Source organism: Pseudomonas sp. D(2018), assembly GCF_005502555.1.
GTDB lineage: Bacteria > Pseudomonadota > Gammaproteobacteria > Pseudomonadales > Pseudomonadaceae > Metapseudomonas > Metapseudomonas resinovorans.
In genome coordinates, this window is the sequence record NZ_SCOK01000038.1 from 38399 (window position 1) to 55587 (window position 17189).

General features: G+C 61.3%; 15 protein-coding genes. 3 read left to right on the forward strand and 12 right to left on the reverse strand.

Annotation, left to right across the window (positions count from 1 at the left end):
* Positions 1-51 precede the first annotated feature (51 nt).
* The 11 genes from FFS60_RS20905 to FFS60_RS20960 form a co-directional block, all read right to left on the reverse strand.
* Positions 52-651, reverse strand: a complete 600-nt coding sequence (locus FFS60_RS20905; RefSeq protein WP_137823048.1) for a murein L,D-transpeptidase catalytic domain-containing protein — start codon at positions 649-651, stop codon at positions 52-54.
* A gap of 183 nt (positions 652-834) precedes the next feature.
* A complete protein-coding gene (locus FFS60_RS20910) occupies positions 835-2430 on the reverse strand; it encodes an isocitrate lyase (protein ID WP_137823049.1) in 1596 nt (531 codons plus the stop codon).
* A 510-nt stretch (positions 2431-2940) separates the two neighbouring features.
* The gene (locus tag FFS60_RS20915) at positions 2941-3750 is read right to left on the reverse strand and encodes a secretin N-terminal domain-containing protein (RefSeq protein WP_028628740.1); all 810 of its coding nucleotides are present in this window, start codon (positions 3748-3750) and stop codon (positions 2941-2943) included.
* Positions 3747-4373 (reverse strand): histone acetyltransferase HPA2, encoded by a 627-nt coding sequence (locus FFS60_RS20920; RefSeq protein WP_137823050.1) that lies wholly within the window; start codon positions 4371-4373, stop codon positions 3747-3749. The genes FFS60_RS20915 and FFS60_RS20920 overlap by 4 nt, the downstream gene beginning before the upstream one ends.
* A gap of 8 nt (positions 4374-4381) precedes the next feature.
* A complete protein-coding gene (locus FFS60_RS20925; RefSeq protein WP_028628738.1) occupies positions 4382-4807 on the reverse strand; it encodes a GNAT family N-acetyltransferase in 426 nt (141 codons plus the stop codon).
* Complete coding sequence (locus tag FFS60_RS20930; RefSeq protein WP_028628737.1) at positions 4800-5966, reverse strand: cupin domain-containing protein; 1167 nt, start codon at positions 5964-5966, stop codon at positions 4800-4802. Before FFS60_RS20930 ends, FFS60_RS20925 begins: the two co-directional genes overlap by 8 nt.
* 60 nt (positions 5967-6026) lie before the next feature.
* Positions 6027-7397 (reverse strand): adenylosuccinate lyase, encoded by a 1371-nt coding sequence (gene purB, locus FFS60_RS20935; RefSeq protein WP_137823051.1) that lies wholly within the window; start codon positions 7395-7397, stop codon positions 6027-6029.
* Positions 7398-7506: 109 nt separating this feature from the next.
* A complete protein-coding gene (gene hflD, locus FFS60_RS20940) occupies positions 7507-8127 on the reverse strand; it encodes a high frequency lysogenization protein HflD (protein ID WP_028628735.1) in 621 nt (206 codons plus the stop codon).
* The gene (gene mnmA, locus FFS60_RS20945; protein WP_137823052.1) at positions 8124-9242 is read right to left on the reverse strand and encodes a tRNA 2-thiouridine(34) synthase MnmA; all 1119 of its coding nucleotides are present in this window, start codon (positions 9240-9242) and stop codon (positions 8124-8126) included. The genes hflD and mnmA overlap by 4 nt, the downstream gene beginning before the upstream one ends.
* A gap of 197 nt (positions 9243-9439) precedes the next feature.
* A complete protein-coding gene (locus FFS60_RS20955) occupies positions 9440-9883 on the reverse strand; it encodes an NUDIX hydrolase (RefSeq protein ID WP_028628733.1) in 444 nt (147 codons plus the stop codon).
* 100 nt (positions 9884-9983) lie between these two features.
* Complete coding sequence (locus tag FFS60_RS20960) at positions 9984-12209, reverse strand: NADP-dependent isocitrate dehydrogenase (protein ID WP_137823054.1); 2226 nt, start codon at positions 12207-12209, stop codon at positions 9984-9986.
* 357 nt (positions 12210-12566) lie between these two features.
* Here FFS60_RS20960 and icd point away from each other — a divergent pair, with 357 nt between their 5' ends.
* Positions 12567-13823 (forward strand): NADP-dependent isocitrate dehydrogenase, encoded by a 1257-nt coding sequence (gene icd, locus FFS60_RS20965; protein ID WP_028628731.1) that lies wholly within the window; start codon positions 12567-12569, stop codon positions 13821-13823.
* 68 nt (positions 13824-13891) lie between these two features.
* Here icd and cspD read toward each other — a convergent pair whose 3' ends face one another.
* On the reverse strand, positions 13892-14155 hold the full coding sequence (cspD, locus tag FFS60_RS20970) for a cold shock domain-containing protein CspD (RefSeq protein WP_028628730.1): 264 nt from the start codon (positions 14153-14155) through the stop codon (positions 13892-13894).
* Positions 14156-14386: 231 nt separating this feature from the next.
* Between cspD and clpS the strand changes: the two genes are divergently transcribed.
* Together clpS and clpA are read left to right on the forward strand one after the other, a co-directional pair.
* A complete protein-coding gene (gene clpS, locus FFS60_RS20975) occupies positions 14387-14749 on the forward strand; it encodes an ATP-dependent Clp protease adapter ClpS (RefSeq protein WP_028628729.1) in 363 nt (120 codons plus the stop codon).
* 28 nt (positions 14750-14777) lie between these two features.
* Positions 14778-17048, forward strand: a complete 2271-nt coding sequence (clpA, locus tag FFS60_RS20980; RefSeq protein WP_028628728.1) for an ATP-dependent Clp protease ATP-binding subunit ClpA — start codon at positions 14778-14780, stop codon at positions 17046-17048.
* The last annotated feature ends 141 nt before the right edge of the window (positions 17049-17189 follow it).

Consider the following 17189-nt stretch of genomic DNA (forward strand, 5'->3'; position numbering starts at 1 on the left):
GTGACAGTGAGATGGAGAAGCTGTTGCGTGGGAGGGGCAGCATGGTTTGCGTTAGTTGTTCGCCACGGCTTGGCGCTTCTGGCTGATGGCGAAGATCAGCGCGCCACCCTTCAGTTGCGCGATGACCTGGTCTCGATCAGTGCTGGCCAGGACCAGGCAGCCGTAGCTGCGCCCTGGTACTCCGTGCTCAAGGATGAAGGCGTCCTCCATATACGCGTTGGCGTGAATGACGATGGCGCGCGCTTCGGCATTGCTGTTGCTCGGGCTGAGGCCGATGAGGCGCATGGAGCGGCCATGTCCGGGTTCTTCGCTGTCGAATACCTGTGACGTGCGGAACAGGCCAAGGGAGGTAGCGCGGCTGCCGAAGTCGTTGGAAAAGCGGTCGGCGTAACTATCGTGATCCGGGTCCGATCCCTTGCCGTGCGCAACCCGGAAGCTGCCTAGCAAAGCGTGGCTGCGGCTGTCGAACAGGTAGAAGCGGGGGAGTGTGGAGGCGCGACCGTAGTCGACCACGGCGAAGCGCGGGTGCTGGTTGTTTTTCAGTTCGCCAAGGAGCAACGCCAGTTGTGGCGGGCTGACCAACAGTTCCAGGTCGCCGGCGCGCAGGGCGGGGGAGATGAGCAGCAGGATCAGCAGCAGGGTTCGCGGCACGGCCGGAGCTCCAGGTTTTTCGCTGATTCTAGGAAGGTACCGCGCCTTGGCAACCCATTGCGGACGGCAGGTTGGTTCTGTCCGGCAACAGGGTAAAGGGGCAAAAGAAAACCCCGGTGCAAGCACCGGGGTTTTTGACTCGCCATGTCCGGCCGATGCGTGGTCGGCCGGTGGCAGTTCCTCTTAGTGGAACTGGTTCATGGTGTTGTCTTTGCCGCTCGCTTTCAGAGCCGCTTCGCCAGCGAAGTACTCTTTGTGGTTGTCGCCGATGTCGGAGCCAGCCATGTTCTGGTGCTTGACGCAGGCGATGCCCTGACGCAGTTCCTGACGCTGAACGCCCTTCACGTAGGCCAGCATGCCCTGGTCGGCGAAGTAGCCCTTGGCCAGGTTGTCGGTGGACAGTGCGGCAGTGTGGTAGGTCGGCAGGGTGATCAGGTGGTGGAAGATGCCGGCGTGGGCCGAACCATCGCGCTGGAAGGTGCGGATCTTCTCGTCTGCAACCTGGGCCAGCTCGGTTTCGTCGTACTCGACGCTCATGAGCTTGGCGCGGTCGTAGGCGGAAACATCTTTGCCTTCAGCAACGAACGCATCGAACACTTGCTGGCGGAAGTTCAGGGTCCAGTTGAAGGACGGGCTGTTGTTGTAAACCAGCTTGGCGTTCGGGATGACCTGGCGGATGCGGTCAACCATGCCTTTGATCTGGCCAACGTGGGGCTTCTCGGTTTCGATCCACAGCAGGTCGGCGCCGTTCTGCAGCGAGGTGATGCAGTCCAGGACGCAGCGATCTTCGCCGGTGCCCTTGCGGAACTGGAACAGGTTGCTCGGCAGGCGCTTCGGACGCAGCAGCTTGCCGCCGCGGTTGATCACTACGTCGCCGTTCTGCAGGTCGGAGGCGTTGATTTCGTCGCAGTCCAGGAAGGAGTTGTACTGGTCGCCCAGGTCGCCCGGTTGCTTGGTCACGGCGATCTGCTTGGTCAGGCCGGCACCCAGAGAGTCGGTACGGGCAACGATCACACCATCATCAACGCCCAGCTCGAGGAAGGCGTAGCGAACAGCGTTGATCTTGGCAAGGAAGTCTTCGTGCGGAACGGTCACTTTGCCGTCCTGGTGGCCGCACTGCTTCTCGTCGGAAACCTGGTTCTCGATCTGGATGCAGCAGGCACCGGCTTCGATCATCTTCTTGGCCAGCAGGTAGGTGGCTTCCGGGTTACCGAAACCAGCGTCGATGTCGGCGATGATCGGTACTACGTGGGTTTCGTAGTTGTCGATCTGGGCCTGGATTTCAGCTTCCTTGGACTTGTCGCCAGCGGCGCGAGCGGCGTCCATGGCGGTGAACAGCAGGTCCAGTTCGCGGGCGTCAGCCTGGCGCAGGAAGGTGTAGAGCTCTTCGATCAGACCGGAAACGGCGGTCTTTTCGTGCATGGATTGGTCGGGCAGCGGGCCGAAGTCGGAGCGCAGCGCAGCAACCATCCAGCCGGAGAGGTAGAGGTAGCGCTTGTTGGTCGTCTTCAGGTGCTTCTTGATGGAGATCAGCTTCTGCTGACCAATGAAGCCATGCCAGCAGCCCAGGGACTGGGTGTAGACGGAGGAGTCGGCATCGTACTCGGCCATGTCCTTGCGCATGATGGCCGCGGTGTACTTGGCGATATCCAGACCGGTCTTGAAGCGGTTCTGTGCGCGCATGCGGGCAACCGACTCGGGGTTGATAGCGCTCCAGCTGTTACCGTTCACTTCTTTCAGTGCGGCAATGGCCTTGATGTCGTTTTGATATGCGGACATGGTCAATCCTTCAAAGTGTATATGTGGTTGAGCACCGACTTTCCCACTCAAAAACCTGCGTTCTGAAGGTTATTGCGGGTTGCTCACCGCAGCGCGTCGAAGGACCAACTGGAAGAGATTGAAGCTGAGGGTAGGGTGAGGAGATGCACACGCTCACAGGATCGATGGGTAAATTTGCACTCCTGGCTCACTTGCCGGTTCGTGGAAACCGTTGGGTGATGGCCGGGCACTGCCTTCGATCTTGCGGATGTTGCTGACGCTTCCCCGTCCCTCAGGACAACTACGTTCCAGTCGCAACCTCGTCGCACTGCCTTATGGGCCGTTACAACACGGATCGGCTCGGCTGGTTGGCCGGGAGCGCGATCCGGAGGCCCTATTCAGGGCCCCTGGCTAGCGGGAGCGAGGCCATCATGCTCTTTCAAACAGGCGTTCGTCAAACGTTTTGTAGTGTTTTTTTTGGACTACTACATAATACTTTTGGCTGAGACTGGCCGGTCTGAAAATGTGCAGTCAGTCGACCGCGTCGACCTTGAGGCGCAGGGTCATGTCTTCACGGCCCTGAGTGGTGCGGTGGCGCAAAAAGCCACTTTGGTCGGACTGGCTGTCTTCGTTCACGGCGCCGATGGTGATCCATTCGCCGAGGCGACCGCTGACTTTGGTGTCGGTGCTCTGCACGTCGATCACACCTGGCTGGCTGCTGTTCAAGCGGTCGCGGTTGCTGCTGATGTTGACGTGCACCAGCTCGCCCGTGAGCGTCGCGGTGACGTAGAAACCGCGTGTGACATTGCGGTATTCGGTGTTGCTGTACACCTCGCCGTAGGGGCCGCTGCTGGTGGAGGTGATGGGTACGCTCTGGCCGACCTGGATTAGCGCCGGATAGCCTTCTGTGGTCTGGACCTGCTGCACACCGCCGCCGCGGCTGTCAGTGCTGCGGCGGATGATGCGCACCTGGTCACGTCCATGGACTTCGCCGCGACCCGCCTGGACATCGACTCCACCGACGCTGGCTGATCCGTTGACTGCATAGCCGCGGTCGCTCTGGAAGTTGCTGTCGCTGGTGTCGACGCTGATCAGCAGGCGTCGCGGTTGGGTATCGAGCTGGTCCAGCAGATTGCGCAGTTCGGTGATCTTCGCTGGTTCGGCATTGACGATGAGCTGGTTGCCGTAGGCGCTGACTCGACCCTCGTTGCCCAATACGGATTGCGCCATCGGCAGCAGCTCATCGGCTGTGCGATAGCGCAGCTGGATGAGTTCCGTCGCCGCCTGCAGAGGCAGGCAGATGATCAGGAGGAGGGCAGCGAGCAGGGCGCGTGGGGTCATATCAGGAAGTTCCGCAAGTCGGGGTCGGTAATGCTCAGGTCCCAGGCCTGGTCGAAGCGGGTTTGCTGCAGCCGGGTCCTTCCGGGGTCGTTGTACAGCGCGTAGCCGGCGTACTGCTCAGGCTCAGGGCGCACGAGCAGGCCGCGGTCGTCGGCAATGAGATAGGCCAAGTCTTCCGAGGGGTGGTCGGGGTTGATCCGGCGAATCTGGAAGTTGCTGGAAATGCGCCGGCTCAGGCTGAGCAGCCGGTGGCCTTCCTTTACGGCGCGGCTCAGGTCGCGCACGAGAATTCGCAGCTGGCATTTCGGGTCGCTGACCAGAAGCCGGGTGCAGGCCTGCTGGATGGCGCTGTTGTGGTAGAGCCAGGGCTCCAGATCGGGGCTGTACAGGCAAAGCCGGCGGCGTGCCTGCTGCATCAGCGCCAGGGCGTGGGCGCGTGCGTCCTCCGGGACGCTGAAGCGTTCGAGGCGGTCGTGGGCGCCTAGGCCGAAGGGAGCGGGTTCCCATTCGGGCGCTTCGGTCTGGAGGGAGGGGTTGTGAACGCTGAAGCGCCCCGGCGACTGGAATTCGATGGCCGGTAGTTCGACTTCGTTCTCAGTGAGTTCCGGGGCGTTCTCGTTCATCTGGGCCTCTACTGGCTTTCGCGCACCATGTCCACGTGGGGAATGCCAGCCTCGAGGAACTCGCTGCTGACGATCTTGAAGCCGTGGCGTTCATAGAACGCGGTAGCGTGGACCTGGGCGGAAAGCATCTGACGCTTCAGACCACGACGTTCGGCTTCGGCGATAGCGGCTTGTAGCAGCCGATCGCCAACCTTCAGTCCGCGCCAGTCCTTGAGCACCGAAACGCGGCCGATATGGCCGTCGGGAAGCAGGCGGGCGGTGCCGATAGCATAGTCCCGCTCGAAGGCGAGAAAGTGCACGGCGTCCGCATCTTCGGTGTCCCACTCCAGCTCCGGTGCGACGGACTGTTCGGCGATGAACACGGCCTCACGGATGCGGCGCAGGTCGGCATTGTCCTTCTGCCAGTCGGCAACGCGGACGTGTATCTCACTCATCGGCAAACTCCAGACTTCCTTGCTTGACCAGTTCCAGTAGAAGCTTACGCCCCTCGTCATCGGCCAGCCATTGGCCGAGATTCTCCAGGTGCAGTGCCTCGGCAGCGCAGATCAGCTTCAGCAGGTCGCGCAGGCTGGCGGGCAGCAGGCGGCTCTGGCCGCTGGCGAAGAGCACCAGGCCAATGTCCACCTCGGACCAGGCCAGGCGCGCGCTTGGGTTGCGGACCAGCACTGCGCCGTCTTCGATGGCGCCCAGGAAATCGTCCTCTTCCACTTCGGCGCCGGCCAGCAGTTCCGGGTAGCGCGGCTCGGTCATGAACTGGCCGAACCAGGTAAGCAGCAGGCGCTCGTCGCTCATGTGCTCGGTGAGCAGGGACTTGAGTCGGTCCAGGGCGTCCCGTTGAATCTCGTGGGGATCGCTGACAGGCGCTGCGCCGGCGTCGCTGTAACGCTCCTCGTCCGGCAGGAACTGGGCCAGGAAGTCGGTGAAGTGGGTCAGTACCTCGGCGGCGCTGGGCGCGCGGAAGCCCACGGAGTAGGTCATGCAGTCGTCTTCGGCGATGCCGAAGTGGGCGAGACGCGGCGGCAGGTAGAGCATGTCGCCGGGTTCCAGCACCCATTCGTCGGTCTGCTGGAAGTCGGCGAGGATGCGCAGGTCGGCGTGGGGTAGCAAGGCGCTCTCGGCGTCACACATCTGGCCGATTTTCCAACGGCGGCGGCCGTGACCCTGGAGAAGGAACACGTCGTAGTTGTCGAAATGCGGCCCTACGCCACCGCCTGGCGCGGCGAAGCTGATCATCACGTCATCAATGCGCCAGCTCGGCAGGAAGCGGAAATTTTCCAGTAGCTCGGCGACTTCCGGCACGAACTGGTCGACCGCCTGGACCAGTAGGGTCCAATCGCGTTCGGGCAGGTTCTGATAGGTATCTTCGGCGAACGGGCCGCGGCGCAATTCCCAGGGGCGTTCTCCGTGCTCGAGCACCAGGCGAGACTCGACTTCCTCTTCCAGGGACAGGCCCGCGAGTTCGTCAGGGGAAATGGGGCTTTCGAATCCGGGGATGGCCTGGCGGATCAGGAGTGGCTTTTTCTGCCAGTAATCGCGCAGGAATTCGCGCGCGGAGAGGCCACCCAGAAGTTGAAGAGGAGTATCAGGATTCATGTCTAAGCCTTTGAAATAAAAACGCCCGGCACAGCCGGGCGTGCATGGGTACAAGACCGATCAGATGCGCTTGGCCTGAGCTACGGCGTTGCCGATGTAGCTGGCGGGGGTCATTTTGCGCAGTTCGGCCTTGGCCTCGGCCGGGATGTCCAGGCCATCGATGAAAGTCTGCAGGGCTTCCGGGCTGATGCCCTTGCCACGAGTCAGTTCCTTGAGCTTCTCGTACGGATTCTCGATCGCGTAGCGGCGCATCACGGTCTGGATCGGCTCGGCGAGGACTTCCCAGCAAGCGTCGAGGTCTTCAGCAATGCGTTGAGCATTCAGCTCCAACTTGCTGATTCCCTTGAGGGTGGCCTCATAGGCGATAACGCTGTGGGCAAAGCCAACACCAAGGTTGCGCAGCACGGTGGAGTCGGTCAGGTCGCGCTGCCAGCGGGAGATCGGCAGCTTGCTGGTCAGGTGCTGGAGCAGCGCGTTGGCAATGCCGAGGTTGCCTTCGGAGTTCTCGAAGTCGATCGGGTTGACCTTGTGCGGCATGGTCGACGAGCCGATCTCGCCAGCGATGGTCTTCTGCTTGAAGTAGCCAAGGGAGATGTAGCCCCAGACGTCGCGATCGAAGTCGATGAGGATGGTGTTGAAGCGGGCGACGGCGTCGAACAGCTCGGCGATGTAGTCGTGCGGCTCGATCTGGGTGGTGTAGGGGTTCCAGGCCAGGCCCAGGTCGCCTTCGATGAACTCGCGGGCGTTGGCTTCCCAGTCGACGTCCGGATAGGCGGACAGGTGGGCGTTGTAGTTGCCCACTGCACCGTTGATCTTGCCCAGCAGCGGAACGGCGGCAACCTGGGCGATCTGGCGCTCCAGGCGGTACACGACGTTGGCCATTTCCTTGCCGAGGGTGGTCGGCGAGGCCGGCTGGCCGTGGGTGCGGGAGAGCATCGGCACATCAGCGAAGCGTACGGCCAGGTCGCGGATGGCGTCGGCCAGTTGGCGCATCAGCGGCAGTACGACCTGGTCGCGGCCTTCGCGCAGCATCAGGGCGTGGGACAGGTTGTTGATGTCCTCACTGGTGCAGGCGAAGTGGATGAACTCGCTGACTTTTGCCAGCTCGGGCAGCTTGGCGGCCTGCTCCTTGAGCAGATACTCAACAGCTTTCACGTCGTGGTTGGTGGTGCGCTCGATTTCCTTGATGCGCTCGGCATGTTCCAGCTGGAAGTCTTCGGCCAGCTTGTCGAGCAGGGCATTGGCTTCGGCGGAGAAGGGCGCGACTTCCGGAATACCGGCGTGGGCGGCGAGGCGCTGCAGCCAGCGGACCTCTACCTGGACGCGGAAACGGATCAGGCCGTACTCGCTGAAGATCGGGCGCAGGGAGCTGGTTTTGCCGGCGTAGCGGCCATCTACGGGGGAAACCGCGGTGAGCGAGGAAAGCTGCATGAGGGCGTTCTCGGACAATCGGTCAACGAAAAGGGGCGCACATCATACATGTATTTCCCCCAACTCGCCGCTTCCGCGCCACGGTCGTCGACACATGGCGCGGTGCGGGTCAGCCGCGCAGGAGCGGATAGAGCTCGTTGAGCAGCTTGCGGCGGCTGAACAGCAGTTGCCAGCGGTTGCCGCCAAGCTGGCGCCAGAGTCGCGCGGCTCGGATGCCGGTGAGGAGCAGGGCGCGGATCTTCGCGGCGTTACTGGGTTGCTGCAGGTGGCGCATGTCGCCGTGTACCTGGATGCGCTGGCGGAAGGTACTCAGGGTGTCCTGGTAAAGGCCGGCGCAGGCGGCAATGACGTTGTCGTGCACGAGGCCGAAGTGCTGTACCTGTTGCTGGATCTGGTCCAGGCGGTTGCCGATGACGTCCAGCATATCGCCACGTTTGGCCAGTTGACGTTCCAGGGTCAACAGGGCGAGGGCGTAGCGCAGGGGTTCGCGCTGCAGGCTTGAGGGCTCACGCTCCAGGGCGCTTACAAGGGCCTTGTAGCCATCGCGCAGGTTGAGGTCGTCGCCGCCGTAGACTTCCAGGGTGTTCTTCGGATCGCGGATCAGCAGGCTGCCGAGCATGCAGCCGAGCGGCGGCTCGCTGATCTGGCCGGTCTTGGCGATGCGGTCGACCAGGGCGGCGGCTTCGAAGACGGCACCGAGCGCGACCAGTTGTTCGCGGGTCTGGTTCATGGGCGCTGAACTCCGGCATCGGAGGGTTGGGCGCTTTCGATCACGCCGCCACCCAGGCAGATTTCGCCGTCGTAGAACACTACCGACTGGCCCGGCGTGACCGCGCGCTGCGGCTCGTCGAACATCGCTACGTAACCGTCGCTAGTCTTTTCCAGGGTGCAGGGCTGGTCGCTCTGGCGATAGCGCACCTTGGCCTTGAGGCGGCGCGGCAGGCTGAGGTCGATGGGGTTCACCCAGTAGATCTCGGACGCTTTCAGCGAGCGGGAGTAGAGCCAGGGGTTTTCGTTGCCTTGGCCGACGATCAGCACGTTGCGCGAAAGGTCTTTCGCCAGGACGTACCAGGGATCATCGCTTGCGTCTTTCATGCCACCGATGCCCAAGCCCTGGCGCTGGCCGATGGTGTGGTACATCAGGCCGTGGTGGCGGCCGATGACGTCGCCTTCGGTGGTCTCGATATCCCCAGGCTGGGCGGGCAGGTACTGCTTGAGGAAATCAGTGAAACGACGTTCACCGATAAAGCAGATACCGGTGGAGTCCTTCTTGCGAGCGGTGGCCAGGCCGTGCTTCTCGGCGATGGCGCGCACTTCCGGTTTTTCCAGTTCGCCGACCGGGAACAGGGTGCGGGCGATCTGCTCGCCACCCACTGCATGGAGGAAGTAGCTCTGGTCCTTGTTTGGGTCCAGGCCTTTGAGTAGCTCGGTGCGGTTGTCGATGTCACGGCGGCGCACGTAGTGACCGGTGGCGATCAGGTCCGCGCCCAGCGACAGGGCGTAGTCGAGGAAGGCTTTGAACTTGATTTCGCGGTTGCAGAGGATGTCGGGGTTCGGCGTGCGGCCTGCCTTGTATTCGGCGAGGAAGTGCTCGAACACGTTGTCCCAGTACTCGGCCGCAAAGTTGGCGGTATGGAGCTTGATGCCGATGCGGTCGCAGACGGCCTGGGCGTCGGCCAGGTCCACCTTGGCGGTGCAGTACTCGGTGCCGTCGTCTTCGTCCCAGTTCTTCATGAACAGGCCTTCCACCTTGTAGCCCTGCTCGAGAAGCAGGAGGGCGGAAACCGAGGAGTCTACGCCGCCGGACATGCCGACTATGACGCGGGTATTGGCTGGATCACGCATGGGAATCTGCACTGGTCGTGTAAGCAAAAGCGGAATTCTATCAGAACCGGTTCGCGATCAGCTGCGCGTCGGCCCTGCTGCGTTGAAAGCAGGCTCGGAATGCTCATTTACGGCTGTAAACTTCGCTTCCTCGCCTGCTTTCGCCTTGCATGGCTCTAGCTCGCAAGATCGTGAGCAGGTTGTTTGAGCTGGAATGTTTAAGAGGCGCGGATCAGGCTGAGGGGGAAACGTTCGCCTTCCAGGTAGTCGTCAATGCAGCGCAGGACGAGGTGGCTGCGCCAACGGTCTTTGTTAGTCAGGAGCTCGTCGCGGGTCAGCCAGCGTGGTCCGATGATGCCTTCGTCCAGGGGGTGATCGGGATGGTGGCGCAGTGGCTTGGCGGCAAAGCAGACGCGCTGGTAGGTCACGCCGTTGCTGGGAGCCGTATAGAGGTAGATGCCAGTCACGGCGGTCAATTCGACCTCCCAGCCGGTTTCCTCGAAGGTTTCGCGAATGGCGGCTTCGAGCAGGGTTTCATCGGCTTCCAGGTGTCCGGCGGGCTGGTTGAGTACCGCGTGTCCTCCGGCCAGTTCCTCGACTAGCAGGAAGCGGCCTTGGTCTTCGATGATCGTTGCGACTGTGATGTGAGGTTGCCAGCTCATACGCGAGGGTTCCAGGGCAAATCGACATGATACGGCGCGGGCGGCCCCAAAAAGAAACCCCGGGCATTGGCCCGGGGTTTCCCGATACAGCGTGTGGCGTTTAGGCCAGGCCGTCGATCGCAGCGTTGAAGGTGGCGCTGGGGCGCATCACCTGGCTGGTCAGGTCCGGATTCGAACGGTAGTAACCGCCGATGTCCACAGCCTTGCCCTGGGCACCGTTCAGTTCGGCGACGATAGCCGCTTCCTGTTCCGTCAGGGTCTTGGCCAGCGGGGCGAAGTGCGCCTTCAGCTCGGCGTCTTCGTCCTGGGCTGCAAGGGCTTGAGCCCAGTAGAGCGCCAGGTAGAAGTGGCTGCCACGGTTGTCCAGCTCGCCGACCTTGCGGGAGGGCGACTTGTTGTTGTCCAGCAGCTTGCCGGTGGCTTCGTCGAGGGTCTTGCCCAGCAGCTTGGCCTTGGCGTTGCCGGTTTTGATGCCGGTTTCTTCCAGGGACACGGCCAGGGCCAGGAACTCGCCGAGGGAATCCCAGCGCAGGTAGTTCTCTTCCACCAGCTGCTGTACGTGCTTCGGAGCCGAGCCGCCGGCACCGGTCTCGTACATGCCGCCGCCCGCCATCAGCGGAACGATGGACAGCATTTTGGCCGAGGTGCCCAGTTCCATGATCGGGAACAGGTCGGTCAGGTAGTCGCGCAGGACGTTGCCGGTCACCGAGATGGTGTCCTGGCCGCGCAGTTGGCGCTCCATGCTGGTACGGATGGCTTCGTTGTAGCCCTTGATGCTGATGTCCAGGCCGGTCAGGTCGTGGTCCTGCAGATACAGTTCGACCTTTTTGCGCAGTTCGCGATCATGGGCGCGTTCCGGGTCCAGCCAGAAGATGGCCGGGGTGTTGGACAGGCGGGCGCGGGTGACGGCCAGCTTGACCCAGTCGCGGATCGGGGCGTCCTTGGTCTGGCAGGCGCGCCAGATGTCACCGGCTTCGACTTCGTGCTGCATCAGCACGGTGCCATCGGCGGCCACGACGCGCATGGTGCCGTCGGCGACCATCTCGAAGGTCTTGTCGTGGGAGCCGTATTCCTCGGCTTTCTGCGCCATCAGGCCGACGTTCGGCACGGTGCCCATGGTGGTCGGGTCGAAGGCGCCGTTGGTTTTACAGAAGTTGATCATCTCTTGGTAGATGCGGGCGTAGGTGCTCTCCGGCATCACCGCCTTGGTGTCCTTCTGCTTGCCGTCCTTGCCCCACATCTGGCCGGAGTTGCGGATCATCGCCGGCATGGAAGCGTCGACGATCACATCGCTCGGGATGTGCAGGTTGGTGATGCCTTTCACGGAGTCGACCATCGCCATTTCCGGGCGGTGGCTGTACACCTCATGGATATCGTGAAGGATCTCTTCCTGCTGGGAGGCGGGCAGTACCTTGATCTTGTCGTAGACGCTGCTGATGCCGTTGTTCGGGTTGACGCCCAGTTCCTTGAACAGCTCGCCGTACTTGTCGAACACGTCCTTGTAGTAAACGCTGACGGCGTGGCCGAAGACGATCGGGTGGGAGACCTTCATCATGGTCGCCTTGACGTGCAGGGACCACATGACGCCGGTTTCCTTGCAATCCTGCAGGGTCTGCTCGAAGAAGGCGCGCAGTTTGTTGCAGCTCATGAACATGCTGTCCAGGACTTCGCCGTCCTGCAGGGAGAGCTGCTTCTTGACCTCGACCTTACCGTCCTTGCCGACGAACTCGATGCGCACGTCACCGGCCTTGGCCATGGTGATGGATTGTTCGCTGGAGAAGAAGTCGCCGCCGCGCATGTAGTCGGCGTGGGAGCGGGAGGCCATGCTCCACTTGCCCATGGAGTGCGGGTGCTTGCGAGCGTAGGCCTTCACGGCGGCCGGCGCGCGGCGGTCGGAGTTGCCTTCGCGAAGGACCGGGTTCACGGCGCTGCCCAGGACTTTGGCGTAGCGGGCGCGAGTGTCTTTCTCTTCTTCGGTCTGCGGGTCTTCCGGGAAGTCCGGCACGTTGTAGCCCAGCGCCTGCAGTTCGGCGATGGCGCCTTTCAGCTGCGGCACGGAGGCACTGATGTTCGGCAGTTTGACGATGTTCGCGTCAGGCGAGGTGGCCAGCGTGGCCAGGTAGGCCAAATCGTCTTCGATGCGCTTGTCTGCGGCAAGCTTGTCAGCGAAGGAGGCCAGGATGCGTCCTGCAAGAGAGATATCGCGGGTTTCGACGTCGATCCCTGCCGAGGCGGCGAATGCTTTGACGATGGGAAGGAGCGAGTAGGTGGCGAGCGCAGGGGCTTCGTCGGTGAAGGTGTACGTAATCTTCTGACGGTTGGACATTAACGTTTAACTCTCTTCTTTTCTGGGCGCGCACAGAGTCTCGAAGCGCACTGGTAGACGCATTCGCTCAATGTCGACGTTGAGCTGAGCCGAGAATTGCCGCGGGGGTAATGGAGCGCCAGTAAAGCGTTGTACGGCCTTGCCATGGTGGTGGCCTGGCCGTTGCGAGGACAGTGAGTCTGGTCCCAGACTGCTCGACCCCGATGACTGTTAGGTCACGGCGCGCAGTATATCACCCCTTTTGGCGGGGTGACTCAGGGGCGTGTTTTCGACTAAGGAAGATATGGTCGATGACCGCCCAACTGGAGTAGGCTCACGAGCTGCAAGAGCGTTCTCAACCACAACACGGAGCTCAGCATGGGATACCAAAAGATCCAGGTGCCGGCAGTCGGTGACAAAATCACCGTCAATGCAGATATGTCCCTGAAGGTACCGAACAACCCGATCATTCCCTTCATCGAGGGTGACGGCATCGGCGTCGACATCAGCCCTGTCATGATCAAGGTGGTAGATGCCGCCGTTGCCAAAGCTTACGGCAGCGATCGCAAGATCTCCTGGATGGAGGTTTACGCGGGTGAGAAGGCCACTCAGGTCTACGATCAGGACACTTGGCTGCCGAAAGAAACCCTGGAAGCCGTTCGCGACTACGTTGTTTCCATCAAGGGCCCGCTGACCACTCCCGTTGGTGGTGGCATTCGATCCCTCAACGTGGCCCTGCGCCAGGAGCTGGATCTTTACGTTTGCCAGCGCCCGGTTCGTTGGTTCGAAGGCGTTCCGAGCCCGGTGAAGAAGCCCGGTGACGTTGATATGGTGATTTTCCGCGAGAACTCCGAAGACATTTACGCCGGTGTCGAGTGGAAGGCTGGCAGCCCCGAGGCCGAGAAGGTCATCAAGTTCCTCACCGAGGAAATGGGTGTCAAGAAAATCCGTTTTACCGAGAACTGCGGTATCGGTATCAAGCCGGTATCCCTGGACGGTACCAAGCGTCTGGTACGCAAGGCCTTGCAGTACGCCGTGGACAACGATCGCAGTTCTGTGACCATCGTCCACAAGGGCAACATCATGAAGTTCACCGAGGGTGCCTTCAAAGAGTGGGGCTACGAAGTTGCTCGTGACGAGTTCGGTGCCGAGTTGCTGGATGGCGGTCCGTGGATGCAGTTCAAGAACCCGCGCACCGGCAAGAGCGTCGTGGTCAAGGATGTGATCGCGGACGCCATGCTGCAGCAAATCCTGCTGCGTCCGGCCGAGTACGACGTGATCGCCACGCTGAACCTGAACGGTGACTACCTGTCCGACGCCCTTGCGGCCGAAGTGGGTGGTATCGGTATCGCCCCCGGCGCCAACCTGTCCGATACCGTTGCCATGTTCGAAGCGACCCATGGCACCGCGCCGAAATACGCCGGCCAGGATAAGGTTAATCCGGGCTCCGTCATCCTCTCTGCGGAGATGATGCTGCGCCACATGGGCTGGACCGAAGCAGCCGACCTGATCATCAAGGGCACCAATGGTGCCATCGCTGCGAAGACCGTCACCTACGACTTCGAGCGTCTGATGGAAGGTGCCAAGCTGCTGTCCTGCTCCGAGTTCGGCGACGCTATCATCGCGCACATGTAAGCCTTCGGGCAGAAACAAAAAGGCCGGTCATTTGACCGGCCTTTTTTATGCCCAATTGTTGCGTGGGCTCAAACTTCTACCGTGCTGCCCTGGGGGTGGCTGATGGCGGCAGGCGCTTCGGAGGTGGCCGTGACGGGGCGAATGTTCACGGCGTGCAGCCCTTTCGGGCCCTGGATGATATCGAAGCTTACCGGCTGTCCAGCCTTTAACGTCTTGTAGCCCTCCATCTGGATGGCCGAATAGTGGGCGAACAGGTCCTCATCTCGGCCGTCGGCAAGGATGAACCCATAGCCTTTGGCGTTGTTGAACCACTTGACCTTACCGCTAAGCATGCTGATATCCCTCTGCAAAGGACTCCATCACTGGAGTATCATCCACTTCGACTCCACGCCATGCGGGCCGCCTTGGCCGCGCGCGCGGAACCCCTGATACCCGAAGACGGGTATTCACTGGTTGTAACACCGTTTTGCCGTTAGTCAAGGCGTTCCCCGCATCGCCTGAGAAACGGATCAAAGTCTTTCCAGAGGCCGTTTTTCATCCATCCAATGACCTTTATTTCCAGCATGCATGCAAGCAGCCAGATTCGACTAACATTCAATCAGGACAGTCCGCAGCATCACGAGGACGACTCCACGGGCCTGGCGGTGCAGGAAGCCAAGCCGGCCCTGCAGGCGCCACCTATGTATAAGGTGGTGATGTTTAACGATGACTACACCCCTATGGATTTCGTGGTCGAGGTGCTCGAATTGTTCTTCGGTATGAACCGGGAACTGGCCACCAAGATCATGCTGACCGTGCATACAGAGGGCCGGGCGATTTGTGGCGTGTTCACTCGCGACATAGCCGAAACCAAGGCCATGCAGGTCAATCAATATGCGAGAGAGAGCCAGCATCCGCTGCTCTGTGAGATCGAGAAGGACGGTTAACGCCGCCGCTTGGGTATGAGGTGAAGCCATGTTGAACCGCGAGCTCGAAGTCACCCTCAATCTTGCCTTCAAGGAGGCCCGTGCCAAGCGCCACGAATTCATGACGGTCGAGCACTTGCTGCTCGCCCTGTTGGACAACGAAGCCGCCGCCACAGTGCTGCGCGCGTGTGGCGCAAATATGGACAAGCTGCGGCATGACCTGCAGGAGTTCATCGATTCCACCACCCCGCTGATTCCTCAGCATGATGAAGATCGTGAAACCCAGCCCACGCTCGGCTTCCAGCGAGTGCTGCAGCGTGCAGTGTTCCATGTGCAGAGCTCCGGCAAGCGCGAAGTGACCGGCGCCAATGTGCTGGTGGCCATCTTCAGCGAGCAGGAAAGCCAGGCCGTGTTCTTGCTGAAGCAGCAGAGCGTCGCGCGTATCGATGTCGTCAACTACATCGCCCATGGGATTTCCAAGGTCCCGGGTCACGGTGAGCAGCACGACCACGATCAGGAAATGCAGGATGAGGAAGGTGGTGAGGCTGCAGCGTCCGGTCATCCGCTGGATGCCTATGCCAGCAATCTGAACGAATTGGCGCGCATGGGGCGCATCGACCCGTTGGTCGGGCGTGAGAGTGAAGTTGAGCGCGTCGCGCAGATCCTGGCGCGTCGTCGCAAGAACAACCCGCTTTTGGTCGGTGAGGCAGGTGTTGGCAAGACCGCCATCGCTGAGGGCCTGGCCAAGCGCATTGTCGACAACCAGGTGCCCGACCTGCTGGCTGAAAGCGTGGTCTACTCCCTGGATCTCGGTGCCTTGCTGGCGGGAACCAAGTATCGCGGCGATTTCGAGAAGCGCTTCAAGGCGCTGCTCAATGAACTGCGCAAGCGCCCGCACGCCATTCTGTTTATTGATGAGATTCACACCATCATTGGTGCCGGTGCGGCATCGGGTGGGGTGATGGATGCGTCCAATCTGCTCAAGCCGCTGTTGTCCTCGGGTGAGATCCGTTGCATCGGTTCGACCACCTTCCAGGAATTCCGCGGCATCTTCGAGAAGGATCGGGCTCTGGCGCGTCGCTTCCAGAAGGTCGACGTCACCGAACCATCGGTTGAAGACACCGTGGGTATCCTCAGGGGGCTCAAGGCGCGCTTCGAGCAGCATCACCATATCGAGTACAGCGATGAGGCGTTGCGTGCAGCAGCCGAGCTGGCAGCTCGTTACATCAATGACCGGCACATGCCTGACAAGGCCATTGATGTGATCGACGAGGCGGGCGCCTATCAACGTCTGCAGCCGGAAGAGAAGCGCGCCAAGCGCATCGAGGTGGCTCAAGTCGAAGACATAGTCGCCAAGATCGCGCGAATTCCTCCAAAGCATGTCAGCAGCTCCGACAAGGAGCTGCTGCGTAACCTGGAGCGTGACCTGAAGTTGACGGTCTTCGGTCAGGATGCGGCCATTGACTCCCTGTCGACCGCTATCAAGCTGTCACGCGCAGGGCTCAAGTCTCCGGACAAGCCGGTAGGTTCCTTCCTCTTTGCTGGACCCACGGGGGTCGGCAAGACTGAAGTGGCCCGCCAATTGGCGAAGGCGATGGGGATCGAGCTGCTTCGATTCGACATGTCCGAGTACATGGAGCGGCACACCGTTTCGCGTCTGATCGGTGCGCCTCCAGGCTATGTCGGTTTCGATCAGGGTGGTCTGTTGACTGAAGCCATCACCAAGATGCCGCACTGTGTGCTGCTGCTGGATGAAATCGAGAAGGCCCATCCGGAAGTCTTCAACCTGCTGCTGCAGGTGATGGATCACGGCACGCTGACTGACAACAACGGCCGCAAGGCGGACTTCCGCAACGTGATCCTGGTCATGACCACCAATGCTGGTGCCGAAACTGCTGCGCGGGCTTCCATCGGCTTCACTCTGCAGGATCACTCCTCGGATGCCATGGAGGTCATTCGCAAGAGCTTCACGCCGGAATTCCGCAATCGCCTGGATACGATCATCCAGTTCGGCCGCCTGAGCCATGAAGTGATCAAGAGTGTCGTGGACAAGTTCCTCACCGAGTTGCAGGCACAGCTGGAGGACAAGCGCGTGCAGTTGGTGGTCAGCGACGAGGCGCGGGGCTGGCTGGCTGAGCGCGGCTACGACGCACAGATGGGGGCTCGCCCCATGGCGCGCCTGATCCAGGACAAGATCAAGCGACCACTTGCGGAGGAGATTCTGTTTGGCGAGTTGGCCGAGCACGGCGGCGTGGTGCACGTCGACGTCAAGGACGAGGAGCTCAGCTTCGAGTTTGAGACTACGGCAGAGATGGCCTGACGAGCCATCCACAAAAAAGCCCGGCAGATCAGACTGTGTGAAAACCTAGCCGTCTGAGTCGAAGCTGAAGACAATGCCCGTATCGATCGATACGGGCATTGTCGTTTATGGGCTACATCCAGGGAGAGGCGCGCGGTCAGG